We start from the raw sequence: 26194 nt of genomic DNA, 5'->3' as shown, positions 1-26194 counted from the left end.
TGCGGGTCAGGTATGGCGACAAGACTGCTACAATCATGACGCCCGTCTCGACCTCGGACCGCCGCGCTGCTCTAAATTCTTATGCCCAGATACGCCGAGCCTTGATTGCGATCGGCGTACCATTCCAAGAGTGCAAGTCGTTGATTTACAACTGATCTGAGAGCGCGACTTCGGCCACTCAGCATGCGTGAGCGTCAAGAAAAGGCGGCATTCGGGGTTCCGGGTGCCGCTTTTGACGGTTGACGCGGCACTTGGCCCCTCCTAATGGGAGCAAATCTGACATTCACAGGAGGGAAACCACGTTGCACCTAGACCCGACTACGCTCATTAGAATTCTAAATTCTGCCGCGCATCGGATAGAACTGAACCCTCCGGCCGAAGGCTTTGGCGGCGACAAGCCCACCGCGCTGGTGATCGGGGTCCTGGCCGCCAAGGGCGTCGCCGAGGTCTGCAAGGACGAGGGCCTGGACCTCACCGCCGCGCTCAACTCCTACACCCACGCCGCCCGGGGCGTCGCGATCGAGGCCGAGGGCCTGCCGCACCTCCTGGCGTCAAGGCATCTACGCTCGACCGCCCAGTCGCTGCTCTCGTAACAGAAAAGGCCCGCCGGATCGCTCCAGCGGGCCTTTCTGCTACGGGACCCTCGGCGATACCGAGGCTCTATCCTTGCGAGTCCGGGGCAGGCCCATAGCGCTCGCGCAGTCTTTCCCGCTGTCCACGGCTTTAACGTCGGCCGACGTGACATGCTCACACGGCCAGGAGTCCTGGTCTGGGCCAAGAAGTCGTCCAGGTGGCGGTGGTGTTGCATCTTGGAGGAGCAAGCAGGATTCGAACCTGCGACGGGAGGCTTATGAGGCCTCTGCTCTACCGCTGAGCTATCGCTCCAAAATGGCTATCGGGCGTGCTGCCATACACGCGGCGGCGGCGGCGACTGTGCGCGCGGCGGCTGTCGGACTCGAACCGACCTTCCCGAGGTCCTCTGGCGGGCGCCATGCCGCGCATGACGCCAGGGGCGTCACCATACCGGGCTCGAACCGGCGGCCAGAGTTTGGGTGCGGGGAGGGGATTTGAACCCCTGACCTTCAGGTTATGAGCCTGACGAGCTACCGGACTGCTCCACCCCGCGATGTTCGGGCGCGCTTCGGGCTTGCAGGCCTTACTTTGCGCCCTGGAAGGTCTTCTGCATCCCCAGCTGCTGCGCGTCCGCAGACGAGCGTGACAGGGATGCGATCTCTCCCAGTTCACCTTTCCAAGACGGGGCGGGCCCGAGTGACGGGAACTTCCGACAGTATACGCCGGCACGAGACCCGCCCCGCCTGGGGAAGATGAAGAGGCCCGCCACCTGGGGGAGGGCCCTGTCGGACTGGGAGGGGGCGGCGATCGACCGCCTCGGTGCTCCAAGCTTCCAGGGACCCACCGCAGGCGGCAGGTGAGGGGATTCTGTTGCTACGCTCCCCTCGGGCGCCCGCTTACGGCGTGTTAGGCCGCGAAACGAAGTTCAGCCGTCGCCGGCTCGTTGTCGTTGACATTTAATTAAACTGACCCAATCGCTTAGACCGAAGTCCTCGCCTGGAGGTCACCCAACGTCGCGCCTTCCGTTCACTGCGCCAATCGAAACTGATCGCCCCCCGAAGAGCCCCTCCGCACCGTTCAGAACCACCCGTCGCTGAGGCGGGTGACGGCGCTGACGCGCCGGCCGGAGAGGCTTTGGTGGAGGCGAGGGGAATCGCACCCCTGTCTTGCCGCCGATCCCGTCGTTCGTATTACGACGATGGAGGCGTTATAGGCGGAGGCGATTTGGATGTCAAGAAATGGCGACATAAAAAATTCTGGGTGCTGCCCAGTCCGTCTCTCGACAAAATAAAAAGGCGGAAACCGCACTTTGCGCTAGGCAAATGTGCAGTTTCCGCCTATAGCTTCCATACCGGGTGGATGGGCCACCCGGTCCTGAAAGGAGCCAAGATGAAACGCTTCGAGTTCATCCTGTTTCTTCGGGGTTTCGGTGTCCGCCTCTTCTTGAAGATGCGGGTCCGATAGCCGAAGGGGCCGTGGTCGAGTTAGCAGCTCGATCGCGGCCCTGAGGTGAAGATAGCGGCAGCCAGGGACGATTACAATGGACCGTGAAGACCTGAAGGCTTGGCGCCTTGCGCAGAAACTAGACCAAGCAGAGCTTGGGGCAATGCTAGGCTTGTCCCTGCGCCAATACGGCGACCTGGAACGCGGCAAGTCTGGCGCGGCGGTGACCGAGCGCCACATCGCGCTCCTTGAGCGCGTCAGCCTGACGCTTGCTGTCGAGAGGGGCGACCCGATGATCGCGCTCCCGGCGATCAGGCGTGAGGCCTTGGCGCTGGGGCGGATCATCGAGAGCTAGATTGGAGAGACGGGCCGGGTTCGAACCGGCGAAACCGGGATTTGCAGTCCCGTGGGTTAGACCTCTTCCACTACCGTCTCTTAGACCTGGAGCCGAAAACTCCAGGTCGTCGCCGTCGTATCGTTTTCGGCCGGCGCTGCGTCAGCCAGAGGGGCAGAGCCCCGGCTTCTGGCAAGCCTTGGACACCTAGCAGGTTCGGTGTCCGTTGAGCTGCGACCCGATCGACCCGAGGCGGTTGCCCGCCATGTCGCGTGTCCTCCTGCGCTCCAGACTTCGGTGGCTACACCAGCACGCCTGGAGTGTCAAGAAAAGGCGACACTCGCGGTGCTCTCCCGCCGTCACGCATGGTCTCCGATTCTCGGCCCGCGTTCGCGTCAGCTGGTCATATCCGGGGCCAGCAACAGCGTCGGAACACGTGAGTCTCTCCGACGAAACCGTCCCGAAAGCTCCCTGAACAAACGCGTCAGGGGGTGTCATGCGGAACCTCACTCGGCTTACCGGCGCGGCGGAAACGCCCATTGCCGGCCGCCCGAAAGCACGCCTAGTGCCGCCATAGCGCGTCTCACGTCGTCCGTCAATGTCGCCATTTCTTGACACTTAACGCCGCTGATGAGATTCACCATGCCATGCAGCTCTCCGAAGCGGGTCACAAGGACCCTTCCATGCTCGGGGTCGTCAGCTATCCGCGCAACGCCCTCGACTTCTATCCCACCCCCCAACAACCCATCCAGGACCTGATCAGCGTCATCGAAGATGACCTGGAAGCCCTCCAAGGCTGGGAGCCGTTCTGCGGCGACGGGGCCATCTCCAACCAGATCAACGACCTGTGCCGGGCCTATGTGTCGACCGACATCAAGGCCTATGAAGGCTTCGACGCCGACGCGCTGATCGACTTCTTCGCGATCGTGCCCACGGCCGAGTTCGAGGAAGCCCACAGCGCCTGGAAGGAGCGGCGTGACGCCGCGATCCAGGCCCAGGCGGCGTTCGAAGAGGCCGAGCCGATCTCGTTCGAGACGGTCGCCGGTCTCAAGGGCTTCAGCCCCGACGCGATCATCACCAACCCGCCCTACGACGACAAGGCCAGCGGCATCACCGCCGCTAAGTCCGTTCGCCACGCGCTGCGGCTGATGCAGCCCGAGAAGGGGCTGGTGGCGATGCTCCTGCGCAACGAGTGGGACGCCGCCCAGAAGCACAAGGACCTCACCGAGCACCCGGCGTTCATCACCAAGATCGTGCTGCGCAAGCGGCCCCGCTGGATCAAGGACAGCAAGGGCAGCCCTCGCCACTACTATGCTTGGTACATCTGGGACTGGGCCAAGGCGCTTTCGGCGCCCTACGAAAGCGCGGTGATCCGGTATGTCGGCTGAGGTCGCCGACCACGCCGACGCCTCCACGCAAGACTACCACCGGGGCATGATCCCCGGCGCCGGGCCCAAGCACAAGCGGCCCGGCAGCTTCGATCTCGACAGCGTCACCCCCGAGCAACTGGACGAAATCGTCAAGAAGGTCGGGGGCCAGCGGGCCTTCTGCAAGCGCTACGGCGTGCCCAGGTCCACCCTTCAACTGCGCCTCAGCCAGATCACGCGCGCCCTCTTCAACCACCGTCCCGCGCCGTCCGCGCGGATCGAGAACGTCGCCGCCGGCACGCGCCGGTTCCTCCTCTCCTACGCCCAGGACGAAACCGACGTCCACGAGGGCTTCCTCGACCAGCTCGAAGCCTACTGCGACTGGCTCAAGGGGGACGGTCCCTGCGAAATCCTGATCGCGGGCGGGACATATAACAAGCGCCTCTTTGAGGACCACGACCCGCAGAAGGCGCCGTACTGGCACGAACGCGTCGAGCCCTACCGGGTGCATGAGCGCATCCGCCTGGGCGACCGCATCGACTTCTGCGGCGAGATGAACACCCTGCCGACGGCGACCACGCCGCTGTCGGGCTTCGAGACCTACACCCGTGAGCGCTGGGGCATCTTCCCCCACGCCAAGGTCCAGCTGCGCTCCATCCCCACGATGAAGAACAGCCCGGCCAAGATCATCATGACCACGGGCGCGGTCACCAAGCCCAACTACGTGCCCAAGCGCGCCGGCATCAAGGCCAGCTTCCATCACACCTGCGGCGCCGTCCTCGTCGAGATCGCCAGCGACGGGACCTTCTTCGCACGTCACCTCCTGGCCGAGGACGACGGCTCCTTCTACGACCTGGACCGGCGTGTGAGCGGTGGTGTGGTCACCGAAGGGCACCGGATCGAGGCCGTCAACTGGGGCGATCTGCACGTCGCCCAGATCGACCCGGTGGTGTCGGCCCTGGCGTTCGGCATCGCGCCCACCAAGCAGCGGGGCGAGGGCGGTCGCATCTGGCAACGCTTCCAGGCGCCCACGATCCTCGACGTCCTGCGACCCAAGCGCCAGTTCTTCCACGACGTGGCCGACTTCCAGAGCCGCAACCACCACAATCTGCACGACCCGCACCTGATGTACCGCCTCTTCGTTGAGGGGGTCGACAGCGTCGAGGAAGAGCTGCGGGAAGTGGCGATGTTCGTCTCGCTGACGACCCGCGATTGGTGCGAAACGGTCGTGGTCGAGAGCAACCACGATCTGGCGCTGCGCAAGTGGCTCAAGCACGCCGACTACCGCGAGGACCCGCGCAACGCGGAGTTCTTCCTGGAGTGTCAGCGCCAGTCCTATCAGGCGATCCGCGAGAAGCGGCACGACTGGTCGGTCTTCGAGCACGTCCTGACCAACCACTTCCCCGCCTGGAAGTGCCAAGGCGTGCGCTTCCTGCGCGAGGACGAAAGCTTCCTGGTTCTCGACATCGAGAAGGGCATGCACGGGCACTTGGGCGCCAACGGCGCGCGCGGTTCGCCCAACGCCTTCACGAAGATGGGGCCCAAGGCCACGACGGGCCACACCCACAGCTGCGGTATCACCGACGGCATCTACACCGCCGGCACCTTCTCGCTGCTCGACATGGGCTACAACAAGGGCTTGTCGTCCTGGTCCCACAGCTTGGTGGCGACCCTCCCGAACGGCAAGCGTCAGATCATCACCATCCAGAACGGACGCTGGCGCCATTGAACACGCCGATCGACGCCTATGAGAGGACCCCGCTCAGCGGGGGCCTCTTCCTCTACGTGCTGCACTTCGAGAAGGCCAACTGCCTTCAGCTGGGGATCGGGCACGAGACCGCCAACAAGCTCCAGCTGAGCCACATCGACGGCGGCCGGCTCCACGAGGTGGAGGTCGGCGAGTACGTGGCGCAGCTGCGCCGCTCAAAGACGCTGGAGACCAAGCCGGGCAAGCTGGAGCCGTTGATGGACGACACCGTCCTCACCGGGGACGTCGTGCTGGCTTTCGCCGAGAGCGTCGAGCGGGCGCAGATCGAGGCCTTTGGGCACCCCATGGACTGGGATGTCGTAAGCCACGATCTGGGCGACGGACGCTTCGTGTGGATGGCCTACGACCACGCGATCCAGAAGATCAGGATGGGGATGGGCCATCTGGACGAGGCCCAGCGCAGGGTCTTCGGCACCTACTGCTACGCGATCGGGCGCCTTGAACTGGGCTCGTTCCTGACGGGGCTGGTGACCGAAGAACGCCCGCTGTTCTTCCTGGGCCTGTCGCCGCACTTTCCCAACTCGATGGCCCGCCTCGTCCAGGGCGAGGCCAAGAAGAAGCTCGCCGCGACCCTTCTGATCCTCGCCGACAAAACGTGGCCGGGATGGGCACGAGTGTCGGAAAATGGCGACACTCGTTGACACGCGCGCCGAAATAGTTAACACAGATCGCATGAACCTTCGCTTCTCAACCCTCTGTTCGGGGGTCGAGGCGATCTCTCTGGCCTGGGAGCCGCTGGGCTTCCTCCCCCTGTTTTTCTCTGAGATCGCACCGGCCCCGAGCCGGGTCCTTGCGGCGCGCTGGCCGCACGTCCCCAACCTTGGAAACCTCCTCGACATCGACGGCATGGCCTATCGCGGCCAAGTCGACGCCCTGTGGGCTTCTTTCCCCTGCCAAGACTTCAGCGAGGCCGGCAACGGCGCCGGCCTCGAAGGGAAGAACGGCTTCCTCACCATCGCCGGGCTGCGCGTGGTCGACGAGATCGACCCGCCCGTCTTCGTCTTCGAGAACGTTCCCGGCCTGCTGAGCAACACCAAGAAGGACAACGCCTTTGGGCAATTCCTGGGACACCTTGCTGGCGAGCGTCAGCCACTCCTCGCACCAGGGGGTCGGTGGACGGACGCTGGTTATGTGCGTGGACCCCTCCGCAGCATCGCTTGGCGAATCCTCGACGCTGAACGCTTCGGCCTGCCCCAATTTCGGGCGCGGGTCATCGTTGTCGCGTGTTCTCGAAGCTCCGGAATCGATCCCCGCGACATCCTTTTTGAGCAGCTCGCGGCGGGCCTCGCTCCTGGCCAATGCCCAGGCGGCCAATCGGATGCTGTCGCCGGAGCTGATGGCGGCGCTGATCTGGACCCCGCCTACGCCCTAGCCATCCGTGGCCGCAAGCTGAACGGCAAGAACGTCAGCCAGATCGAGCAAGGCGGCGTCATCCAGAACTGCCTCCGCGCCTCCCAGGGCGGGTCCGACAAGGCCTTCGTCCTGGTCAAGACGGCGCAGGGCTGGCGCGCCCGCGAGAACACTCCCCTCGAAGCCGAGCGCCTCATGGGCATGCCCGACGGCCACACCGCCGTGAGAGGCATGACCAAGTCCACCCGCCTCAAGGCGATCGGCAACTCCGTCGCCGTTCCCGTGGCCGCCTTCATCGGCCAGCGCATCAAGGCCGCCTTCGCGGCCAGAGACCTCAAGCGCGCCGCCTAGCGCGCTCATTCCCCTTCCGAGACCAAGATGAAGCTCCCTCCGGGGCGCAAGCTGCTGTGGGACATCGAAACCGATGGCCTGCTGCAAGAGCTGACGCGCGTCCACATCCTCGCGATCCGCGACCTCGACACCGGCCAGACCTTCGTGTTCCGGCGCAACAAGCGCCAGGACTCGATCAAGCGCGGCATCGCCATGCTGTTGGAGGCCGAGCTGTGGGTCGGCCACAACCTGCTCGAATTCGACATCCAGGCGCTGGAGAAGGTCTATCCCGGCTGCCTGGACGAGGCCAACTGCCTCATCCGCGACACCATGGTCCTCAGCCGCATCTACTACGCGGACGAGAAGGAGCGTGACTACCGCCGGCACGCTCGTGGCGAGCTGGATGGCGAGCAGATCGGCCGCCACGGCCTTGAGGCCTGGGGCCAGCGCTTCGGCGTTCACAAGGGCGACTACGCCAAGTCTCGCGCCGCTGAGCTTAAGGCCCAGCACCCCCACCTCGACAAGAAGGCGATCACCCGCCTCGTCTGGGCAGAGTGGAACCAGCCGATGGAGGACTACTGCGTTCAGGACTTGAACGTGAACGAAGTCCTGTGGCGGCGGATGGAGTCCGATCACCGCCACGCCGAGACGGCGATCCGCCTGGAGCACCGGGTCCACGACCTGATGATCCGGGTCAAGAACAACGGTTTCCCGTTCGACGTCGAGGGCGCCCGCGAGCTGGAGGACGAGCTGCGCGCGGTCTTCGACGAGAAGACCCGCATCGCCATCGACCACTTCGGCTCCTGGTGGGTGCCCAGCAAGTGGAAGAAGGTCGGCAAGGAGTACGCCGTCGAGGTCCTCGGCGACGACGGCAAGCCCGCGCGCAACGACGACGGCAAGCTGGTCAAGCAGAAGCTGATCTTCGCGCCCCGCCAGGAATTCGGCGAGGACAATTCGCGAGGCCACTGGGGCGAGGTTGTCGTCCCCAAGCGCTCGACCAACTGGAAGGACCCGCTCGCCAAGGGCGGGGACAAGATCGAAGGCTGCCCGTACTGCCCCGTCGAGCTGAAGGAGTTCAACCCCAACAGCCGCGTGCAGATTGTCGATCGCCTGATCACGGTCCACGACTGGGAGCCGACCGAGAAGACCGAGTCCGGCGCCTGGGCGGTCAACGATGAAATCCTCCGCGATCTGGCGACGCAAATCCCGATCTGCGAGGAGCTGGCCGAACTCTTCTACTACAACAAGCGCCTCGGCCAGCTGGTCGACGGGGTCAACGGTTGGATCGGCAAGTCCCAGGAATGGGGCGACGGCAAGATTCACCCGACCATCAACGTCGGCGGCGCCGTCACCAACCGCGCCACGCACGCCAACCCCAACATCGCCCAGGTCCCCAAGGTCAAGACCCGCAAGGTCAATGTCCTGGATGACAAGGGTGACCCGATCATCGTCATCGGCGACGACGGTCAGCCGATCCTCGACGACAAGGGCGAGGTCCAGTTCAAGAAGAAGAAGGTCATCCGCAAGGGCCGCGACGGCGACCACGGATGGGACTGCCGCAACCTCTTCTATGTGCCCGAGGGCTGGGTGCTCATGGGCGCCGACCAGAAGGGGATCGAGCTGCGGGCGCTCGGCCACTACATGGCCGAATTCGACCAGGGGGTGTACGGCCGCCTCTGCGTCGAAAGCGACCCCCACGACCTGCATACGCAGGTCCTCGAACTGGCCAGCCGCGACACCGCCAAGACCTTCATCTACGCGCTCATCTACGGCGCCCAGGACTTCAAGCTCGGCACCGTCGTCAACCCTGCGCTGATCCTGCGCGAGCAAGAGGCCAAGAACCTCGGGAAGGAAATGCGCCGGCGCCTGATGACGCGGATTCCCGCGCTCGGGGCCCTGGTGAAGAAGATTCAGCGGGAAGCCAAGCGCGGCATGCTCTCGGCCCTGGACGGCCGCCAGCTGTTCGTGCGCGCCCAGCACGCCGCCCTCAACACCCTGCTCCAGGGCTGTGGAGCCACCATCGCCAAGCAGTGGTGCGTCAACTTCGAGGACTACTGCCTGGAGGACGGCCTCGTCCACGGCTGGGACGGCGACTTCGCGATCCTGGCTTGGGTCCACGACGAACTTCAGATCGCCGTCCGCGACGACCCGCGCACCATCGAGATCGTGCGCCGCAACCTGATCGACGCCGCCTACGACGCGGGCGTGCAGCTGGGCTTTGCGCTGCCGGTCGACGTCGATGTGCAGACCGGGCGGACCTGGGCTGAGACCCACTAGGGCGAGCCGGTGTGGTTCTAAATGGCGTCATTGCATGTCGCCATTTCTTGACACCTGATCCGGTAAAAGTTAACACTTCCTCATCAACGAAACGGACCCGATGTCCTCGACTTCCTTCTCCCCGACAATCCAAGAAGCCTACCTGCGCGCCGTTGGCGTGCGGTTCTTCCTGGGTTTGGTGACGGCCTTTCTCGTCGTCATCCTCCTCATCTACTCGCTGCTGGCCGCGCTGGGCGTCCTGGCGCCCGCCTCGGGCTTCTTCGCGCTGCTGGTCGGCGCGGTCCTGATGGTCTTCCTGACGCAGGAAGCCGCACATGGCCTGATCGACCACTGGCTGTCGGCCCACGCCTCGCTTAGCGCGGCCTCGGCGGCGCACGCCATCGACCAGCTGCTGAACGCGGACGAGCAGGACGACCTCTTCACCGAGCTGACGCGCGACAACAAGGCGACCCTCCGGTTCGCCGAGGACAACGTCACGCCGATGCGCCGGCCGTCGTCGGACACCGAGAGTTCCGACGCCTGATGTACGCCCTGGTTCTCGACACCGAAACAACCGGGCTGTGGAACAAGAAGCTGCCCGGCGGCCACCCCGACCAGCCCAAGATCACGCAGCTGGGCTTCATCATGATCGACCCGATCCGCCGCATCGACCTCCAGAGGGTCGATCTGGTGATCTACCGGACCGATCCGATCCCGACCGCCTCTTCGGACATCCACGGCACGACCACGGAAATCTCGCAGGCGACCGGCGTGAATGAGGGCTCGGCCCTGGACCTCTTCCAGGACATGCTCTCGGTCTGTGACACCTACATCGGACACAACGTCGAGTTCGACGCCAAGGTCATCAACAACGCCGTGCGCCTGCTGGAAGGAGACCCTTCCATAGACATCTTCGCCGGCAAGAACTGCTTCGACACCATGAAGGCGACCACGCCGATCTGTAAGTTCCCGCCCAACTTCCCGGGCGGCGGCTACGGCTGGCCGAAGCTAGAAAAGGCCGTGCCGCTCCTGTTGGGTCGGCCGCCTACCGCTGCTCACACCGCCATCGGCGACGTGATCGATACCCGCGACCTCTTCTACTACTGCCAGGACCTCGTGGCCGGCGCCCAGGCGGCTTGATGCCCGACCTGCCTACCGCCGCCGCGCTTCTTCTCATCACCGTGACGGGCATCGTCTGGGCCGCTCTGCCGCCCTCCGCCCGCTAGCCGACCCCTCCCAAAGACCGACATGACCAACCTGCCTGCTTGGGCGGGACCGACGCTCTGCGTCGTTGTCCTGGCCCTGTTCATCATCCTGGCCGCCTGGGCGCTGCACGCCCGCAACGAGCGCCGCCGCCACGCCGCCAGCTACCTGCCCGATCTCCTGATCCTGGACGCCATCGGCGATCTCGCCGAGGCGGCCGGCGAGATCATCGGCTCCATCGACCTGGGCGGCTTCGACTGATGGCCGAGATCAACTTCTTCGAGGCCTTCGACACCTTCGTGAAGGGTCACCAGAAGACATGGGCCCACGACCGCTCCAAGACCGTAGGCGCATCCGAGGCCTTCGGCTGCATGCGCAAGGTCTGGTTCTCCAAGAACGGCACCGCCAAGGACCCCGACTATAAGGAAAGCTGGGGCGCCCTCCAGCGCGGGGACCTGATCGAGCAGCACTTCGTCGAGCCGGCGGTCGAGTGGTTCCTGCGCACTGAGTTCAACGACGCTCGCCTGATCTGGGGCGGCGCCAATCAGCAGACCCTCATGGCCAAGGATGCGCCGCTGTCGGCTACGCCCGACGGTCTGGTGATCGACGCCGATGACGACGCCCTGGCGGGCTACGGCATCCCGAGCCTAGGCGGCACCAGCTGCTTCAACTTCGAGATCAAGTCGATCGACCCGCGCGTCAACCTCAAGGAGGAAAAGGCGATCCACCGGGGGCAGACCATCATCCAGATGGGCCTTACCCGCGAGAACACCGAGTACCGACCCAACTACGCGGTCATCGTCTACATCGACGCCAGCTTCTTCGACGACATCGAAGTCTTCGTCGTGCCGTTCAGCGAGCGCGAGTTCGAGGCGGCCAAGACCCGGGCCCGCGAGGTCTACAAGATCAAGAACCCGGCCACGATCACGCCGGAGGGCAAGTACGAAGGCGGCTGCGACTATTGCCCCTTCAAGTCGACCTGCGCCCTGGTCAGCGGCTCGGCCGTACCGGACGCGGGCGAGGCCACCAACGCCAACACCAGCACCAAGCTGATGAATGAGTTCGCCGAACTCGTGGTCGCCGAGCGCACTGCCTCGGCCGCCAAGAAGTCGGTGGAGAAGAACCACAAGGAGGCCTCGGAGAGGCTGAAGCAGTGGTTCGCCGATGTCGGGGTCCGACGCGCGGAGGTTCCGGGCGTGGCCAAGGCAAGCATCTCCTGGATCAAGGGACGCAAGTCCTACGATGTGGAGGGGATGAAGTTCGCCCTCATGGCTGCCGGCATTGATGTCGAGCAGTTCGCCAAGGAGGGCGACGGACACAGTCGTCTCGCGATCAGCGAAAGCGGTCCGAGGATCGACGACGTCTACCAATAGTCACAGCGCTAGCAACAGCACTTAGACCAATAGAAAAAGCAATAGCGACAGTCGCTTAGACAGCAGTCGCAGTCACTAGACCTAGACGAAGGCCTAGATGTTTCCGGCGGGGGGTCCTCGCCGGGAAACTCCTCCCTGTTCCCAAAGAGATAATATGCCCAACGAACTCGCTGTTCGTCAGAATACCTATGTCGCCAACACGGCTGACTTCTACGCCAATCTCGCCGCCAGCATCGCTGGCGAGGCCGAGGGATACAAGGGCGGCGGCCAAGGCGTCGCCTTCCTGAAGTTCAACGGCAACGACGGCTACTACACCTACGGCTCGGACAACATCGACCTGGACCACGGCACTCGCGTGGCCATGGACGTTGCCACGCTGAAGCGCGGCTGGATTTGCTGGGTCGACGGTCAGGTCGAAGACGAGGTCATGCTCACCGTCGAGCAGGGCCTCCCGCCGCAGAAGCACCAGCTGACCGATCACGGGCCCTACGGCAAGGACGACGGCTGGCAAGAGCAGAAGACGATCGAACTCGTCACCGTCGATGACGCCGAGGCCCTGAAGCTGCTCTTCCAGGCCAACAACGGCTCCAAGATGCGCTCCCTCGAAGGGATCGTGAAGGAGTGGGCCCGCAAGTACAAGTCGCAGGACCCGGGCGCCGTGCCGATCATCAGCCTGAACGCCCGCTCGTTCGAGACCACGCCGAAGGACGGCGGTCGCAAGGTCAAGAAGTACGCCCCCGATCTGGCCATCGTCGAGTGGATGTCGCGCGAGGAGTTCGAGGCTCTGACCGAGGGCGCCCCGGCCGACTACGAGGCCGATGCCGATGGCTACGAGGACACGGCCGCTGACGCCGGCGCCGACGACCAGGGCGGCTACGACGATGAGCCTGAAGCGGCTCCGGCTCCGGCCCGTGGTGGGCGCGCCCGCCGCGAAGAGCCGGTGGAGGAGCAGGCCCCCGCGCGCGGCGGTCGTACCCGCCGTGAGGAGCCGGCCGACGAGCCCGCTCCGGCCCGTGGCGGCCGTGTTCGCCGCGAGGAGCCGGCCCAGGAGCCGGCCCCGGCCCGAGGCGGCCGTGCCCGCCGTGAGGAGCCGGCCGAAGAGCCCGCTCCGGCCCGGCGCGCGGCCCCCGAAGGCGGCCGTGACCGCGCCGCCCCGCGCGGCCGTCGCCTCTAGGCCCTCGGCCTGAAGTCAACGCCCCCGGCGCACGGAGCGCCGGGGGCGTCTTTTCCTGCCTATCCCGGACAGCTTCATGACCACCCTGAGCGCGCACCAGGGCGACGCCGTGCGAACGGTCGTCTCCCGCCTGCGCGGCGCCTATCCCGAGATGCTGACCTTCATCGGCGGTTACGCGGGCACCGGCAAGTCGACCATCCTGCCGTTCATCCTCGAAGAGCTGGGCTACGACCCGCTCTCAATCGCCTTCGTCGCGCCCACGGGCAAGGCGGCCAAGGTCATGCGCAACAAGCTCAAGGCCCAGCGCTACCCCAACGCCAACGCCGGCACCATCCACGGCGCCATCTACCGGGCAAAGCCCGCCCCGATCGGGCAGCTGGAGACCGAACTGGCCGGCACGCGCGAGCTGCTCCAGCGGCGGATCGAGGAGCGGGCCTTCGACGACGTGCGCGATCTCAAGCGCAAGGTCGACCAGCTGATGGCCAACCTCGACAACGCCTACGTCGAGGACCGGATCAGCTTCCAGCTGAACGACGCCAGCCCGATCGCCAACGCCAGCGTCATCGTCGTCGACGAGGCCTCAATGGTCGGCCGGCAAATGGCCGACCACCTGATGTCCTTCAAGGTCCCGGTCATCGCCATGGGCGATCCTGGACAGCTGAAGCCCGTCGGCGACAAGCCGGGCCTTACGGCCGGCGAGCCCGACTTCTTCCTCACCGAAATCCATCGACAGGCGGCCGACAACCCGATCATCCGTCTGGCCACGCTGGCGCGCCAGGGCCGCAGCTTGCCCATGGGCGAGCATAAGGACGGATCGGGACGTGTTCGCGCGACCGTCGTGGCTCGCGAAGACTACGACGCCGAGCACATCTACGCCGCCGGCATGGAGGGCCCGCAGGTCCTGTGCGGCACCAACCGCACCCGCTGGCGCATCACGCGCAATTTCCGTGAAGGGCTGCCGCGCGGGCCGGTCGAAGGCGAGCCCCTGATCGTCCGTAAGAACAGCCGCGAGCATCCCAACCTCGTCAACGGCGCCCTGGCGCGCTGCCTGACCAAGGAGGTCGACCTGACCCCCGGGTCGGTCACCACCACCATGTCGTTCGAGGACGAGGATCAGGCCTCCTACGTCGAGAAGGCCGTGTTCCAGGGCCTGTTCGAAGAGCACTACAGCGGCAAGAAGAACCAGTTCAGCAGCGACAGCCGCGCGGCCTATCTGGCCAAGCAGAAGTCGATCCACCTGGACTGGGCATACGCCCTGACGGTCCACAACTTCCAGGGCTCCCAGGCCGATCACGTCGTCCTGGTCGATGAGAGCGCCTCGTTCCGCGAGGACGCCGACAACCACCTCTACACCGGCCTGACGCGCGCGGCCGAGACCATCACCGTCCTCATCTAGAAAGCACCCCAGAATGCTGATCGCGTTCAAGGGCAAGCGCGGCCATGGCAAGTCCACGGCCGCCGAAGCCCTCGTGCGGACCCACGGGTTCGTCCATCTCAACTTCGCCGACCCGCTACGCGAAGTCGCCCACATCGTCTACGGCCTCACCTACGAGGAGATGCTGGACCCGGTGCTCAAGGAGCTGCCGCTCCAGCGCTGGCCCTACCGCTCGCCGCGCGAGATTCTCCAGAAGGTCGGCACCGACATGTTCCGGGACTACATCCCCGAGACGTGGCTGGAGAACTGGAAGGGCAGGGTGCTGGCCGCCCTCGATCCCAAGCGCGCCGTCGTCATTGATGGGGTCGAGCACCTGGGCGCGGCGCCGGGCGTGGTCTGCTCGGATTGCCGCTTCCTCAACGAGGCTGAGGTCGTTCGCGCCCTGGGCGGCCTGATCGTCGGGATCGAAAACCCGCGCATCAATCGCCAGGACGCCGCCGCCCAACACGCCAGCGAGCGCGAGATCGACCTCATCCAGGCCCACTGGTCCGTCACGAACGATCGCGGCGTCCACGACCTGGAGCAGGCCGCCCTCATGCTCGTCGCCGACGAAATCGTGGCGCTGCCCTGATGGCGTCCATCTGGTCGCCTCTCACCCACTTCGATCGAGGCCTCAATCCCGCGATGATGAGCGACTGCATGGTCGTCGGCATCAGCGGCGGGTGCGGTCTTGATTGCCCTGTCCTGGCCGACGGCGATTGCTCCGAGGCCGAACTATTCGCGGAAGACCTTGTGGCCCGCGACGCTGAAAGCTCCCAATGAGTCTCCTGTTCACCGGCCACTTGCCGCCGGCCGGTCCCATCTTCACGGTGGGGCCTGCCTCCGCCCGCGTCATCGCCAGCTCGATCTCCGAAGACAGCGGCCAGCGGATCGACACGATCCAGGCGCGCTATCCGCGCATGGTCCACGCCGACCTGATGACGCACCGCGTCTTCAGCCGGAACGGCAGCTCCAGCCGCGCCATTCCCAACGCCTCGCTGACGATCCGCGACGCCAACCCCTATGTGCCGGCCTTCAAGCACAATCAGCCGGGCATGAGCCCCGGCGCGCTGCTCAGCCCCGAGGACCAGGGCGAGGCCGCGCTGATCTGGCTTGAGATGGCCCGCGTCTGCCGCGAGGGCGCGGCCAAGCTGGCTGCCAAGGACGGCCTCAACGTCCACAAGCAGTGGGTCAACCGGCCTCTGGAGTGGTTCGGCTACATCGACGTGCTGATCACCTCGACCCAGTGGTCCAACTTCATGGCCCTGCGCGACCACCACGAGGCCCAGGACGAAATCCAGTTCCTGGCCCAGGCGATCGGCAAGGCCCAGGACGCCACCACGCCGCGCGTGCTCAGTCACGGGCACTGGCACCTGCCCTATGTCACCGACCAGGACGTCATCGACACCGTCCGTGCGCTCAAGGGCGGCGGCATGCCCCGTGAAGTCGAGGAGGTGCTGACCCAGCTGATGGCCGCCAAGTTCGACGCCAGTCCCGGCTATATGGTGCTGCTGGCGATCTCGGCCGCCCGCAGCTGCCGCGTGAGCTACTCGCGCCACGACGGGGCGCGGCCGTCGCTGCCCGACGACATGACCCGCTACCTCTCCCTGGCCGGCGGCGATCCCAAGCACGCCAGCCCACTGGAGCATCAGGGGCGGCCTCTGACCCTCTTCGACCTCGACGAGCGCCAAGGCAACCTGCGCGGCTTCGCCCAGTTCCGGAAGTTCCTGCCGAACGAGTGCCTGTGATGAAGATCACCCTCTGCGGCTCGACCCGCTTCAAGGCCGACTTCGAGGCCTGGAACCAGGCCCTCTCCAAGGCCGGCAACGTCGTCTACTCGGTGGCCGCCTACGGCCACTCGGGAGACCCGCTGACGCCGCAGGAGAAGGAGACCCTGGACCTCGTCCATCTGGCGAAGATCGCCAACTCCGACGCCATCTTCGTGGTCGGCTTCACGCCCGAGGGCACGCGCTACATCGGCGAATCCACCCGCCGGGAAATCGCCTGGGCCCGCATCCTGGGCAAGAAGGTCCTGGGCCCGGAGGCGCCGCCGCTACGCGCGACCGAAGTCTACCGCGAGTTGGACGGCTTCGATTATTGAGTGTCGCCAAAAGGCGTCATTTGATGTTGACGAATGGCGACTCAGATGGCATTCACCTTTTGCCACCCCGGCACAACCAGTACCCCCGAAAATGAACACCCCAAGCCTCGCGTATACGGAGGCGGCGGTCAGCTCCTCCCCTGAAGACGACGACCCGCCGCTCACGCCGGCCTTTACGCTCACCGTCTTCGACGATGGTGAAGGCGATCTCGAACTCCTGATCGGGACGCCCCCCATGCCGGACATTCGCCGGCCCGCCTCCCTGGCTCTCCTCTACGGCCTCGCGATCCTGACCCTCGACCAGCAGGGCGTGATCCAGGCCACCGTCGACGCCCTGCTCGCTCAGGGCGCCGTCAACGAGATCGACGCCGTCAACCGCATCACCTTTCTTCTCCAACCGGACGCCAATGACCGACCTGCCTGAAGCCGCGCCCGCCGGCGCCATCACCCCGACCGCGATCATCCAGCTGGTCGAAGTTCCCAACCCCGACGGCGGCTCGCCGGGCTTCACCGTCGCCCTGGGCCTGCACTCGATGCGCATGGCCGCCGAGGGTCAAGCCGACGCCCCCGAGGCCCTGGTCGACCGCGTCGCCATGGCCCTGGCCAACATCCTGCGCCGCCAGCCGCCAGAACTGCGCGCGACCTTCACCATGATCAGCCGCACCCTGACCGAGGGCGCCGCCCGCATCGACGCTGGCGAAGACGCCATGGCGGTGGGCATGGAAACCTCGCAAGACATCCACGGCGGCGCGCCGTCGGTGGAAGACTACGCCAAGGCCTATGGCGAAGCCGGCCTGGACGTCGACTCCGCCCTGGAAGCCGCCGAGATCGAGGCTGAAGACGGCGTTGGCTAAGCGCAAGCCCCAAGCCGACGCCGACGGCGAAGAAGCCGGCAACCCCAACCTGTCCAACCGACTTCCCCGCGAAAACGGCGCCATCATCGTGCCGTTCCTGGACCGGCCGCCGCTGATGGAGCAGGCCAAGCTCATCCTGGGTCCCCGTCTGGGCGAGACCCGCGACGGCTTCACGCTCGACGGAAGGGTCCGCAATATCAAGGACATCCTGGCAGTCGCCGGCCTGAAGTTCCGCGACGAGAACTGAGCGCGCCCGGCTGAGTGTCGGGAATTCTTGACATTCAGCCCGTTTTCGGGCTATATTGCCCACCCTTCTGACACGCCTAAGTACCTGATTTTACAGGGACTTCAGTTCGACGCGCGCCCTACCACGGCGCGCGTTCGACCCCTCGTGTCTGCACTCCCCACAGACCCCAAAGCCTCGCTCCAGCGGGGCTTTTTTCTCGGACACCGCATGAGCGTCGACGCTTCCTCTATCTCTATCGACTACTCCCGCGACGCCGCCTTCGAGACCTTTGCCCTACAGACCCTGGAGGAGCGCTACATGCTCCCCACCGAGACCTCCCCGCAGGAGGCCTTGGCTCGCGCGGCTGCGGCTTTTGCCGATGATGAAGCCCACGCACAGCGTCTCTACGACTACGTCTCCAAGAGCTGGTTCATGTTCGCCACGCCGCTGCTCAGCAACGGCGGGACCGATCGCGGCCTTCCCATCTCCTGCTTCCTTTCCACCGCCGAGGACAGCCGCTCTGGCATCTTCGACCACTGGGTCGAGACCGGCTGGCTCTCCAGCGTCGGCGGCGGCGTCGGCGGCTACTGGGGCAATGTGCGCTCCAATGGCGCCAAGACATCGCGCGGCTCCAGCTCGACGGGAGTGATCCCGTTCGTGGCGGTGGTCGACCGCCTGATCCTGGCCGTCAGCCAGGGCGGCACGCGCCGGGGCAGCTACGCGGCCTATCTGGACATCAGCCACCCGGAAATTCGTGAGTTCATCACGATGCGCAAGCCCACTGGTGGCGACGCCAACCGCAAGGGCACCAACCTCCACAACGCCATCTCGATCAGCGACGCGTTTATGGTCGCGGTCACCCACGACCTGCCGTTCGATCTGGTCGATCCCAAGACCGGCGCCGTCACCGAGACGGTCCAGGCCCGTGAGCTGTGGCGCCTGATCCTGGACACCCGCCTGCAAACTGGCGAGCCCTACCTGTTCTTCGTTGATGCGGCCAACCGCGCCCTGCCGGAGAACCAGCGCAAGATGGGCCTGAAGGTCCATCAGTCGAACCTCTGCGTTTCGCCCGACACCGAAATCCTGACCAAGGCTGGCTATCAGCAGATCGGCGGCCTGTTCGACGCCGCCGCCGCGCGCGGCGAGGAAGCCTTTGTCGATGTCTGGGACGGCACGCAGTTCCAGTTCACCCAGGTGCGCAAGACCGCCGAGGACGCCGCCCTGGTTCGGGTCTGGTTCGAGGACGGCTCGCACATCGACTGCACGCCGCACCACAAGTTCTACACCAACCACGGCGTGATGGTCCGGGCCGGCGAGCTGAAGCCGGGCGAGCGGCTGGAGGCGCCGTCCCACCCGCTGATTGAGAAGACCACCTGCGGCCCGACGCAGGTGTCGGTAGCCTATACCGCCGGCTGGGCCACCTTCGGCGGCGTCACCGACGCCAACCGGCTGACGGTGTTCGCGCCCACGCCGGCCGGCAATGAGGCCACCAAGCGCCTGCTGGTCCAATCGGTCGACGCCTCGGCGCACACCCAGGAAGGCGAAGACGATCCGCTCGAAGGCGGGATGTTCATCCGCTACGAGCCCAAGACCATTCCGGCGGGCCATGCTCCGCACGGTTGGACGCGCGGCTCCAAGCTCGCATGGCTCGGCGGCGCCCTCGATGTGGCCGGCTCCTGGACCAAGGTCGAAGCCTATGGCGACGCCCTGGCGCTCGTCTCCGAGGACGTGGGCCTGATCCAGGACATGCGCCGCGTCGCGCTGGAGGCCGGTCTCAAGCCGGTGATCCGCATCACCGACGCCGGCAGCGTCTTCATGCTGAGCGTCGACGACGCCAATCTGCTGGCCAAGGACGGCTATCTGCTGGTGGCGGTCCCGACGTGCGACCAGCACACCGAAAGCTGGCCCCACCTCTACTGCCCGGTCGTCGCCGACGTCCATGAGCTGCCCTGGACCAGCGCCACCTTCTGCTTCCACGTGCCGGGCCGAGAACGCGCGGTCTTCAACGGCGTGCTCACGGGCAACTGCACCGAGATCACCCTGGCCACGGGCATCGACAACGAGGGCATGAAGCGCACCGCCGTCTGCTGCCTGTCGTCGGTTAACGCCGAGACGTACCTGGAATGGCGCGACCACCCGCACTTCATCGAAGACCTGATGCGGATGCTGGACAACTGCCTGAGCGACTTCATCGCCAAGGCCGGGCCTGAGCTGGCGCACGCGGTCTACAGCGCCATGCGCGAGCGTTCCGTGGGCCTGGGCCTGCTGGGCTTCCACGCCTACCTCCAGCAGAACATGATCCCGTTCGAGTCCGAAGAGGCTCGGGCGATCAACAAGCAGCTGTTCCGCCACCTGCGCAGCCAAGCCGACGCGGCCAGCCTCCTGCTGGGCGCCGAGCGGGGCGAAGCGCCGGACATGGAGGGCACCGGCGAGCGCTTTGCTCACAAGCTGGCCCTGGCGCCCAACGCCTCCAGCTCGATCCTGTGCCGCAACACCAGCCCCTCCACAGAGCTGTGGCGTTCCAACGCCTACCTGCACAAGACCCTGTCGGGCTCCTTCCCGGTCAAGAACCCGTACCTGAAGCGTGAGCTGGCCTTCCTGGGCCTGGACACCGAGGAGGTCTGGAAGGCGATCGTCGCGGCCGAGGGCTCGATCCAGACCCAGGGCGTCAAGTCCGAGGACGGCCTGACCTACGACGTCCTGGGCGTGACGGTCACCGCCGAGCACTGGGAACTGGTCATGGCGGTCTTCAAGACCGCGATGGAAGTGGACCAGCGTTGGGTCATCCAGCTGGCGGCCGACCGCACCGACGACATCTGTCAGGCCCAGTCGGTCAACGTCTTCATCCCGCACGACGCCTCGGCTGAATACGTCAACGAGGTCCACTGGCTGGCGTGGGCGATGGGGATCAAGAGCCTCTACTACCTGCGCTCGACCACCCCCAAGCGGGCGGAGAACACCAACGACGTCGTCGAGCGTGCGACCGTCGATCTCCAGGCCCAAGGCCCCAGCGACGACGTGCTGGGCGGTCTCGATATCCTCGATTTGGCGGCCCTGGCCGCTGCGGCCATGCCGATCGAGGACGAGGTCTGCTTCAACTGCCAGGGCTGACGCCCGGTCCTCTTTGCGGGGCGCTCCAACGGGGCGCCCCGTTTCTTCCTGACCCTCTGATCACGGACCCGATGTCCCACAACGACACCACCATGTCGCTGCTGAAGCCGCGCGACTACTACAAGCCCTTCGCCTATCCCTTCGCCTTCGAAGCCTACGAAAAGATGCAGGCCATGCACTGGCTGCCTCACGAGGTGGTGCTGGCCGACGACGTCAAGGACTGGAACACCCGCCTCAGCGCCGCCGAGCGCGAGCTGCTGACCCAGCTCTTCCGCTTCTTCACCCAGGCCGACGTCGACGTCGCTCGCGGCTACGTCGAGAAGTATCTGCCGCGCTTCCCGCACCCCGAGCTGCGCATGATGCTGCTGGCATTCGGCGCGGCCGAAGCCAACCACATTCACTCCTACAGCCTGCTGATCGACACGCTGGGCATCCCCGAGGCCGAGTACAAGGCCTTCCAGCAGTACGAGGCCATGTCGGCCAAGCACGCCTACATGTTCGAGCGCGAGACCGGCGACAGCATCGCCGACCTGATCGTCGACATCGGCGTGTTCAGCGCCTTCGGCGAGGGCATGCAGCTCTTCAGCTCGTTCGCCCTGCTGATGAGCTTCCAGCGTCGCGGCCTGATGAAGGGCATGACCACCATCGTCGAGTGGTCGATCCGCGACGAAACCCACCACGTCGAGAGCATGATCAAGCTCTTCCACGCCCTGGTGCGCGAGCACCCGCGCGCCTGGAACGACAAGACCAAGCTGCGCCTCTACGATACCGCCCGGGCGATGGTTGATCTGGAGGACGCCTTCATCGACCAAGCCTTCACCGTCGGCGTCGACATGGACAAGGCCAAGCCCCAGCCCGAGAACCGCGCCGAGCGCCGCAGCGCCGCCTTCAAGGCGTTGCAGATCGAAGGCGTCACGGCCGAGGAGGCCAAGCTCTACATCCGCTACATCTGCGACCGGCGCCTGCTCCAGCTGGGCCTCAAGGCCAACTACGGGGTCACCGAGAACCCGTTCCCGTGGCTCGACTGGATCATGAACGCCCCGACCCACACCAACTTCTTCGAGCAGCGCGCGACCGAGTACGGCAAGGGTGGCGTGCAGGGCTGGGATCAGGCCTGGGACTTCCTGCCTTACGCCACCAATGGCCAGCGCTCGCCGCTTTCGGCCAGCACCGCGCCGGCCCCGTTCCTCGCGCCGGCCATTGCCGATGCTCTGGCGCTCACCGCTCTCCACTAGGCCGACATGCCCCAATACCTCATCTACACCATGCCTCGCTGCGACAACTGCACGAAGGCCAAGACGCTGCTCGACGTGAAGGGCATCCCCTACAAGGCTATCCTGATCGAAGACCCGGACGAGCGCCTGAAGCTGTTGGCGTCCTTGAATGGCTGGCGAACCTTCCCGGTCATCTTCGAGACGACCGAAGAATACCGACCGGTCAAGTTCGTCGGCGGCTTCGACAACCTGAAGCAATCGCTCGACCAGGACGCGCGGTGAAGGTCGTCGTCTATTACGCCAGGGCGGCCGACATTGAGGCCGCCCATCACTTGGCCGATCGATTCGCTCGCCGGGCCTGCGAGACCACCGTCCAATACGACAGCCGGCCGCGCGTTGAAGTAGAGGGACGGGCGATTTCCTGGGAAGACGCCCGCTCGATAGCGGCGGGCCTGGAGGCGCGGCAACAGGTCGGGTTCGTCCGGCGGCGGGCGGATGCAATTTTGCCCTCGTCTGGGTCTTCCGGGGCAGCCGGGCTCGACCTCTATGCTTGCCTGGAGGCGCCAATTGCCCTGGCTACGGGCGAGAGCCGACTGATCCCGACGGGGTGGTCGCTGCGGTGCCCGGAGGGCTCCTACGCGCGCATCGCTCCTCGCAGCGGCTTGTCTACCAAGGGATTTTTCGTCAACGCCGGTGTCGTCGACGCTGATTTCACCGGCGAGGTCCAGGTTCTGCTCTGCTATCTGGGCGCGGAGGAGGCCTCCAGGCAAATCTACCCCGGGGACCGGATCGCTCAGCTCATCTTCGAGAGGTACATCCCCGCGCAACCCGTGGAAATTGCTGAACTTGCTGCGACCGCACGCGGCAATCAGGGGTTTGGGTCGACCGGCGCATAAACCCAAAGTCTGCTCAATTTGAGGTCTAGTGAAGTTTTCGGGTTGCGGATTTGGCGACACTGGCATATCTGAATGCCGGTGGCGCCGGATTTCCTCAACCCAGGGACGGTCAGCGTCGGAAAAAGGAGACTCAGCATGACGAAGGAGAACGAAGGGAGCGTCAATACCGCTCCTCGGCGTACTAATGTCGGCCAGCGCCGCGTGGGTTCGCAACTGTATAAAGTCGAGCAACCCAAGACCTTCGGTGAACGACTGGCGCAACGCCGTCTCGATCTGCGCCTCAAGCAGGACGATGTCGCCAAGAAGGTCCTGATCTACCGCGAGAAGGCGCAGAAGTTCGGCCCGCTTTCTCGTCAGACCTACGGCGAATACGAGCTGGGCACCAACATCCCCGATCTGACCAAGATCGAGCAGCTCGCCAAAATCCTGCACTGCACCCCCGAGTGGCTCGCCTTCGGCATCGGCTCGCCCGACGTGGTCGAGCAGGTGATCTTCGACACCAGCGATGGCGTCTTCGCGTCCGAGAACTTCTGGACGATGAGCCCTGAATGGTGCTCGGTTCACCTGGGCGTCTCGTGCGCCGAGATGGTGCTGTTCGAGGCGATCGACTTCTCCGCCGGCTTCACGCCCGGTTCGGTGCTGATCATCAAACGCGGCGACCTCCCTGGTCCTGCCGGCGGCGTCTACGTCTTCGCCGACAAGGAAAAGCGCGCTGAGGTGCAGCAGGTGGTGCGTCCCTCCAAGTCCAACCTCTACCGCGTCTACGCCAACGACCAGCAGAGCTTCTCCGAGGTCCCCGTCGAAGACCTGTCCTTCCTGGGGCGCGTCATCGGCCAAGTGACCTCCGTAAAGTAGCCCGGGCCCCTCTCAGCTCGATCCGAAAGCCTCGGCATGCCGGGGCTTTTCTGATTCCTGGGCCTAACGGATGTAGAAAAATGGCGTCATACACGATTTTTTGTGTCGCCATATGTTGACACTCGCTAGGTGCCCCGCTACACCTCTCATCGTCAGTGGCGACACGGCGCGGGTTCATCGAACGCATAACTCGAACCAAACCCCCGCGTCGGCTTAATCCCTGACACAGAGCTATAGGCGGTGGGTGGTGCAGTCTTCGACTACATCGCTTACCATCAGAACCAAGCCTAGACCGGCACTCGCGCCATTGCGTCGTGGAGGCCTCTGTCGAGGACGATCGTTCCCCCACCGCCACTACTCTGTCAGGTCGTCAATGACGGCCTGGAACATCGGAGACCCGGGGTGGCGTAGGCGAGACTTACTTCGTTCGCACATCTGAAGGTCGCGGGTTCAAGTCCCGCCGTCTTCCTCGGAGGGCGTAGCTCAGTGGATAGAGCGTTAGACTGAAAAGGTCTCGCCGAATTATCCCCTCGGGTCCCCAATGTTCCAGGTCTGGAAGTCCGGCGCGTCGGAAGACGAGCGGGTGGCGAAAGCCGACGGTTACTTCGCGGATGAAAGCGTGCGGGCGTTGCGCCCGTACCTCGGGGCTTCGATGCCTCTCTCCGTTGGCGCCGGTTCCCCCGTTCGTCTCCCAACGCGCCGGATCAGACCCGGCCGCAAGGCCGCAGGTGGCGTAGAGGACGGTTCCTTCGTTTTGGGAACGAGTGGTCGCGGGTTCGAGTCCCGCCTGGGCGCAGTCAAAAGGGCCCGGTAGCTCAGCTGGTAGAGCGCTTAGCGTCCCGTCCTCGTCCATTCCCCTGCGGCCTTGCGGCTTTCGATCTCAGGAACGATCCATGGCCAGCGTCAACGCCGCCACCAAGCACACCTTCAACGAAGTCACCCACGGCGGTTCGGCCGCAGCGCGCATGAGCACGCTCCAGGCCCTGCGCCGCAGCGTCATGTCCTGCTTCCTGTGGGAGGACGAATTCTACGAGAGCGGCCAGACGATCGCCACGCGCATCAGCGCCCTGGCGGCGCAGGTCTCGCCCCAGGACCTCGCCGCCCTGGCCATTGAGGCCCGCGAGCAAGGCAAGCTGCGCCACGTGCCGCTCTGGCTCCTGGTCACCCTCTGCAAGACCGGCGCGGGCACCTCGCTCGTCAGCGACACCATCGAGCGCGTGATCTCGCGCGCCGACGAGCTGAGCGAGCTGGTCGCCCTGTACTGGAAGGCCAACGGGCCCGGCGCGCCGCTCTCGGGCCAGCTCAAGAAGGGGCTGGCGCGCGCCTTCAACAAGTTCGACCGCTATCAGCTGTCCAAGTACGACCGCGCCCGCGCCGTGCGCCTGCGCGACGTGCTTTTCCTCTCGCACGCCAAGCCCGCCAACGACGAGCAAGCCGCGCTCTTCGCCGACCTGACCAACCAGACGCTGACCGCCCCCGACACCTGGGAAGTGGCGCTCTCGGCCGGCGGCGACAAGCGCGTCGAGTTCGAGCGGCTCCTGCGTGAGGGCAAGCTCGGCTACATGGCCCTGCTGCGGAACCTGCGCGGCATGCGTGAGGCCGGCGTCGACGAAGCCTTGGTCCGTACCGCGATCCTGGACCGCAAGGGCGCCAGCAAGGTCCTGCCGTTCCGCTTCCTGACCGCCGCAAAGTACGCGCCGCGCCTGGAGGACGCCCTGGAGGCGGCCCTGCTGGCCCAGCTGGAGGGCGGCGCCAAGCTGCCGGGCAAGACCGTGGTCATCGTCGACATCTCCGGCTCGATGCAGCAGCCCCTCGCGACCAAGTCCGAGATGCAGCGCCTCGACGCCGCCTGCGCCATGACCGCGCTGCTGCGCGAGCAATGCGAGCAGGCTGTGGTCTACGCCACGGCCGGCTGCGACGGCCGCCGTCTCCACGCCACGGGTCTGATCCCGACCGCCCGACGGGGCTTTGCCCTGATCGACGCCCTCAAGAAGGGCAACGAGAAGCTGGGCTACGGCGGCATCTTCCTGGAGCAGGCCATGGCGGCCGTCCGCAACGCCGAGAAGACGGCCGATCGGATCATCGTCATCACCGACGAGCAGGACAGCTCGCGCGGCAATCCGCGCAAGGTCACCCCGTTCGGCGCCCGCAACTACATGCTCAACGTCGCCAGCGCCAAGAACGGCATCGGCTACGACAAGTGGGTCCACATCGACGGCTTCAGCGAGAACACCATTCGCTACATCCAGGAGCTGGAGCGTGCCGGCCTGGGCGTGGCCCTGGACGACAACCGCGTCTGATCCGGCTGACAGGCAAAAAGAAAGGCCCAGGACCGCGAGGTCCTGGGCCTTT

Annotated in this window: 25 protein-coding genes, 3 tRNA genes and 1 other RNA gene; 25 read left to right on the top strand and 4 right to left on the bottom strand. The window is 65.5% G+C overall.

Annotation, left to right across the window (positions count from 1 at the left end; genetic code table 11):
• The first annotated feature begins 410 nt into the window (after window positions 1-410).
• Window positions 411-593, top strand: coding sequence for a hypothetical protein (locus AC07NS_RS18355; RefSeq protein ID WP_494605516.1), 183 nt, complete (start codon window positions 411-413; stop codon window positions 591-593).
• Between the two features lie 217 nt (window positions 594-810).
• Here the strand turns inward: AC07NS_RS18355 and AC07NS_RS18350 are convergent.
• The 3 genes from AC07NS_RS18350 to ssrA form a co-directional block, all read right to left on the bottom strand.
• Window positions 811-885 (bottom strand) — tRNA-Ile (locus AC07NS_RS18350).
• A 164-nt stretch (window positions 886-1049) separates the two neighbouring features.
• Window positions 1050-1126: transfer RNA gene (locus AC07NS_RS18345), tRNA-Met, on the bottom strand.
• 302 nt (window positions 1127-1428) lie between these two features.
• Window positions 1429-1812, bottom strand: a transfer-messenger RNA (tmRNA) gene (gene ssrA / locus AC07NS_RS18340).
• Between the two features lie 301 nt (window positions 1813-2113).
• On the opposite strand from ssrA, the gene AC07NS_RS18335 reads away from it, so the two are divergent.
• Entirely contained in the window at window positions 2114-2371 is a 258-nt protein-coding gene (locus AC07NS_RS18335) for a helix-turn-helix domain-containing protein (RefSeq protein ID WP_494605514.1), read from the top strand.
• Window positions 2372-2373: 2 nt separating this feature from the next.
• On the opposite strand, the gene AC07NS_RS18330 is transcribed toward AC07NS_RS18335, so the two are convergent.
• Window positions 2374-2451 (bottom strand) — tRNA-Cys (locus AC07NS_RS18330).
• Between the two features lie 582 nt (window positions 2452-3033).
• Between AC07NS_RS18330 and AC07NS_RS18325 the strand changes: the two genes are divergently transcribed.
• The 23 genes from AC07NS_RS18325 (at window position 3034) to AC07NS_RS18215 (ending at window position 26142) form a co-directional block, all read left to right on the top strand.
• Window positions 3034-3738, top strand: coding sequence for a hypothetical protein (locus tag AC07NS_RS18325; protein ID WP_494605512.1), 705 nt, complete (start codon window positions 3034-3036; stop codon window positions 3736-3738).
• Window positions 3728-5446, top strand: coding sequence for a hypothetical protein (locus AC07NS_RS18320; RefSeq protein WP_494605510.1), 1719 nt, complete (start codon window positions 3728-3730; stop codon window positions 5444-5446). The genes AC07NS_RS18325 and AC07NS_RS18320 overlap by 11 nt, the downstream gene beginning before the upstream one ends.
• Complete coding sequence (locus AC07NS_RS18315; protein ID WP_494605508.1) at window positions 5443-6126, top strand: hypothetical protein; 684 nt, start codon at window positions 5443-5445, stop codon at window positions 6124-6126. The genes AC07NS_RS18320 and AC07NS_RS18315 overlap by 4 nt, the downstream gene beginning before the upstream one ends.
• Window positions 6110-7186 carry a DNA cytosine methyltransferase gene (locus AC07NS_RS18310; RefSeq protein ID WP_494605506.1) on the top strand — a complete coding sequence of 359 codons (1077 nt, stop codon included), beginning with the start codon at window positions 6110-6112 and terminating at the stop codon, window positions 7184-7186. The genes AC07NS_RS18315 and AC07NS_RS18310 overlap by 17 nt, the downstream gene beginning before the upstream one ends.
• 27 nt (window positions 7187-7213) lie before the next feature.
• The gene (locus tag AC07NS_RS18305; protein WP_494605504.1) at window positions 7214-9442 is read left to right on the top strand and encodes a DNA polymerase; all 2229 of its coding nucleotides are present in this window, start codon (window positions 7214-7216) and stop codon (window positions 9440-9442) included.
• 100 nt (window positions 9443-9542) lie between these two features.
• Window positions 9543-9965 carry a hypothetical protein gene (locus AC07NS_RS18300; protein WP_494605502.1) on the top strand — a complete coding sequence of 141 codons (423 nt, stop codon included), beginning with the start codon at window positions 9543-9545 and terminating at the stop codon, window positions 9963-9965.
• Window positions 9965-10561 (top strand): 3'-5' exonuclease, encoded by a 597-nt coding sequence (locus AC07NS_RS18295; protein WP_494605500.1) that lies wholly within the window; start codon window positions 9965-9967, stop codon window positions 10559-10561. The genes AC07NS_RS18300 and AC07NS_RS18295 overlap by 1 nt, the downstream gene beginning before the upstream one ends.
• 108 nt (window positions 10562-10669) lie before the next feature.
• Window positions 10670-10885, top strand: a complete 216-nt coding sequence (locus AC07NS_RS18290; RefSeq protein WP_494605498.1) for a hypothetical protein — start codon at window positions 10670-10672, stop codon at window positions 10883-10885.
• Entirely contained in the window at window positions 10885-11997 is a 1113-nt protein-coding gene (locus AC07NS_RS18285) for a hypothetical protein (RefSeq protein ID WP_494605496.1), read from the top strand. The genes AC07NS_RS18290 and AC07NS_RS18285 overlap by 1 nt, the downstream gene beginning before the upstream one ends.
• Before the next feature lie 154 nt (window positions 11998-12151).
• Window positions 12152-13171 (top strand): hypothetical protein, encoded by a 1020-nt coding sequence (locus AC07NS_RS18280; protein ID WP_494605494.1) that lies wholly within the window; start codon window positions 12152-12154, stop codon window positions 13169-13171.
• A 76-nt stretch (window positions 13172-13247) separates the two neighbouring features.
• Window positions 13248-14567, top strand: coding sequence for an ATP-dependent DNA helicase (locus tag AC07NS_RS18275; protein WP_494605492.1), 1320 nt, complete (start codon window positions 13248-13250; stop codon window positions 14565-14567).
• A 13-nt stretch (window positions 14568-14580) separates the two neighbouring features.
• Window positions 14581-15177 (top strand): nucleoside/nucleotide kinase family protein, encoded by a 597-nt coding sequence (locus tag AC07NS_RS18270; RefSeq protein WP_494605490.1) that lies wholly within the window; start codon window positions 14581-14583, stop codon window positions 15175-15177.
• A 187-nt stretch (window positions 15178-15364) separates the two neighbouring features.
• Window positions 15365-16333: a hypothetical protein gene (locus tag AC07NS_RS18265; RefSeq protein WP_494605488.1), complete on the top strand. Its 969-nt coding sequence runs from the start codon at window positions 15365-15367 to the stop codon at window positions 16331-16333.
• Window positions 16333-16686, top strand: a complete 354-nt coding sequence (locus AC07NS_RS18260) for a hypothetical protein (protein ID WP_494605486.1) — start codon at window positions 16333-16335, stop codon at window positions 16684-16686. The genes AC07NS_RS18265 and AC07NS_RS18260 overlap by 1 nt, the downstream gene beginning before the upstream one ends.
• A 91-nt stretch (window positions 16687-16777) precedes the next feature.
• Complete coding sequence (locus tag AC07NS_RS18255; RefSeq protein ID WP_494605484.1) at window positions 16778-17110, top strand: hypothetical protein; 333 nt, start codon at window positions 16778-16780, stop codon at window positions 17108-17110.
• Window positions 17094-17540: a hypothetical protein gene (locus AC07NS_RS18250; protein ID WP_494605482.1), complete on the top strand. Its 447-nt coding sequence runs from the start codon at window positions 17094-17096 to the stop codon at window positions 17538-17540. The genes AC07NS_RS18255 and AC07NS_RS18250 overlap by 17 nt, the downstream gene beginning before the upstream one ends.
• Window positions 17533-17787, top strand: coding sequence for a hypothetical protein (locus AC07NS_RS18245; RefSeq protein WP_494605480.1), 255 nt, complete (start codon window positions 17533-17535; stop codon window positions 17785-17787). The genes AC07NS_RS18250 and AC07NS_RS18245 overlap by 8 nt, the downstream gene beginning before the upstream one ends.
• Window positions 17788-17994: 207 nt before the next feature.
• Window positions 17995-20877: a ribonucleotide reductase barrel domain-containing protein gene (locus tag AC07NS_RS18240; RefSeq protein WP_494605478.1), complete on the top strand. Its 2883-nt coding sequence runs from the start codon at window positions 17995-17997 to the stop codon at window positions 20875-20877.
• A 71-nt stretch (window positions 20878-20948) separates the two neighbouring features.
• A complete protein-coding gene (locus AC07NS_RS18235; protein ID WP_494605476.1) occupies window positions 20949-22112 on the top strand; it encodes a ribonucleotide-diphosphate reductase subunit beta in 1164 nt (387 codons plus the stop codon).
• Window positions 22113-22118: 6 nt separating this feature from the next.
• Window positions 22119-22373 (top strand): glutaredoxin family protein, encoded by a 255-nt coding sequence (locus AC07NS_RS18230; RefSeq protein ID WP_494605474.1) that lies wholly within the window; start codon window positions 22119-22121, stop codon window positions 22371-22373.
• Window positions 22370-22987 (top strand): dUTP diphosphatase, encoded by a 618-nt coding sequence (gene dut, locus AC07NS_RS18225; RefSeq protein WP_494605472.1) that lies wholly within the window; start codon window positions 22370-22372, stop codon window positions 22985-22987. The genes AC07NS_RS18230 and dut overlap by 4 nt, the downstream gene beginning before the upstream one ends.
• Window positions 22988-23122: 135 nt before the next feature.
• Window positions 23123-23842, top strand: coding sequence for a helix-turn-helix domain-containing protein (locus tag AC07NS_RS18220; protein ID WP_494605470.1), 720 nt, complete (start codon window positions 23123-23125; stop codon window positions 23840-23842).
• A gap of 893 nt (window positions 23843-24735) precedes the next feature.
• Entirely contained in the window at window positions 24736-26142 is a 1407-nt protein-coding gene (locus AC07NS_RS18215) for a TROVE domain-containing protein (protein WP_494605468.1), read from the top strand.
• Window positions 26143-26194 lie beyond the last annotated feature (52 nt).

It is taken from the genome of Caulobacter sp. GW821-FHT10A10 (genome assembly GCF_059415745.1).
This window is presented reverse-complemented; position numbering and strand designations above follow the sequence as displayed.

What these genes read in the sequence shown, in the direction of transcription:
- AC07NS_RS18335 (WP_494605514.1), top strand. Translation starts at nt 2,114, where the DNA reads ATGGACCGTGAAGACCTGAAGGCTTGGCGCCTTGCGCAGAAACTAGAC.
- AC07NS_RS18325 (WP_494605512.1), top strand. Translation starts at nt 3,034, where the DNA reads ATGCTCGGGGTCGTCAGCTATCCGCGCAACGCCCTCGACTTCTATCCC.
- AC07NS_RS18320 (WP_494605510.1), top strand. Translation starts at nt 3,728, where the DNA reads ATGTCGGCTGAGGTCGCCGACCACGCCGACGCCTCCACGCAAGACTAC.
- AC07NS_RS18310 (WP_494605506.1), top strand. Translation starts at nt 6,110, where the DNA reads ATGGCGACACTCGTTGACACGCGCGCCGAAATAGTTAACACAGATCGC.
- AC07NS_RS18305 (WP_494605504.1), top strand. Translation starts at nt 7,214, where the DNA reads ATGAAGCTCCCTCCGGGGCGCAAGCTGCTGTGGGACATCGAAACCGAT.
- AC07NS_RS18300 (WP_494605502.1), top strand. Translation starts at nt 9,543, where the DNA reads ATGTCCTCGACTTCCTTCTCCCCGACAATCCAAGAAGCCTACCTGCGC.
- AC07NS_RS18295 (WP_494605500.1), top strand. Translation starts at nt 9,965, where the DNA reads ATGTACGCCCTGGTTCTCGACACCGAAACAACCGGGCTGTGGAACAAG.
- AC07NS_RS18290 (WP_494605498.1), top strand. Translation starts at nt 10,670, where the DNA reads ATGACCAACCTGCCTGCTTGGGCGGGACCGACGCTCTGCGTCGTTGTC.
- AC07NS_RS18285 (WP_494605496.1), top strand. Translation starts at nt 10,885, where the DNA reads ATGGCCGAGATCAACTTCTTCGAGGCCTTCGACACCTTCGTGAAGGGT.
- AC07NS_RS18280 (WP_494605494.1), top strand. Translation starts at nt 12,152, where the DNA reads ATGCCCAACGAACTCGCTGTTCGTCAGAATACCTATGTCGCCAACACG.
- AC07NS_RS18275 (WP_494605492.1), top strand. Translation starts at nt 13,248, where the DNA reads ATGACCACCCTGAGCGCGCACCAGGGCGACGCCGTGCGAACGGTCGTC.
- AC07NS_RS18270 (WP_494605490.1), top strand. Translation starts at nt 14,581, where the DNA reads ATGCTGATCGCGTTCAAGGGCAAGCGCGGCCATGGCAAGTCCACGGCC.
- AC07NS_RS18265 (WP_494605488.1), top strand. Translation starts at nt 15,365, where the DNA reads ATGAGTCTCCTGTTCACCGGCCACTTGCCGCCGGCCGGTCCCATCTTC.
- AC07NS_RS18260 (WP_494605486.1), top strand. Translation starts at nt 16,333, where the DNA reads ATGAAGATCACCCTCTGCGGCTCGACCCGCTTCAAGGCCGACTTCGAG.
- AC07NS_RS18255 (WP_494605484.1), top strand. Translation starts at nt 16,778, where the DNA reads ATGAACACCCCAAGCCTCGCGTATACGGAGGCGGCGGTCAGCTCCTCC.
- AC07NS_RS18250 (WP_494605482.1), top strand. Translation starts at nt 17,094, where the DNA reads ATGACCGACCTGCCTGAAGCCGCGCCCGCCGGCGCCATCACCCCGACC.
- AC07NS_RS18240 (WP_494605478.1), top strand. Translation starts at nt 17,995, where the DNA reads ATGAGCGTCGACGCTTCCTCTATCTCTATCGACTACTCCCGCGACGCC.
- AC07NS_RS18235 (WP_494605476.1), top strand. Translation starts at nt 20,949, where the DNA reads ATGTCCCACAACGACACCACCATGTCGCTGCTGAAGCCGCGCGACTAC.
- AC07NS_RS18230 (WP_494605474.1), top strand. Translation starts at nt 22,119, where the DNA reads ATGCCCCAATACCTCATCTACACCATGCCTCGCTGCGACAACTGCACG.
- AC07NS_RS18220 (WP_494605470.1), top strand. Translation starts at nt 23,123, where the DNA reads ATGACGAAGGAGAACGAAGGGAGCGTCAATACCGCTCCTCGGCGTACT.
- AC07NS_RS18215 (WP_494605468.1), top strand. Translation starts at nt 24,736, where the DNA reads ATGGCCAGCGTCAACGCCGCCACCAAGCACACCTTCAACGAAGTCACC.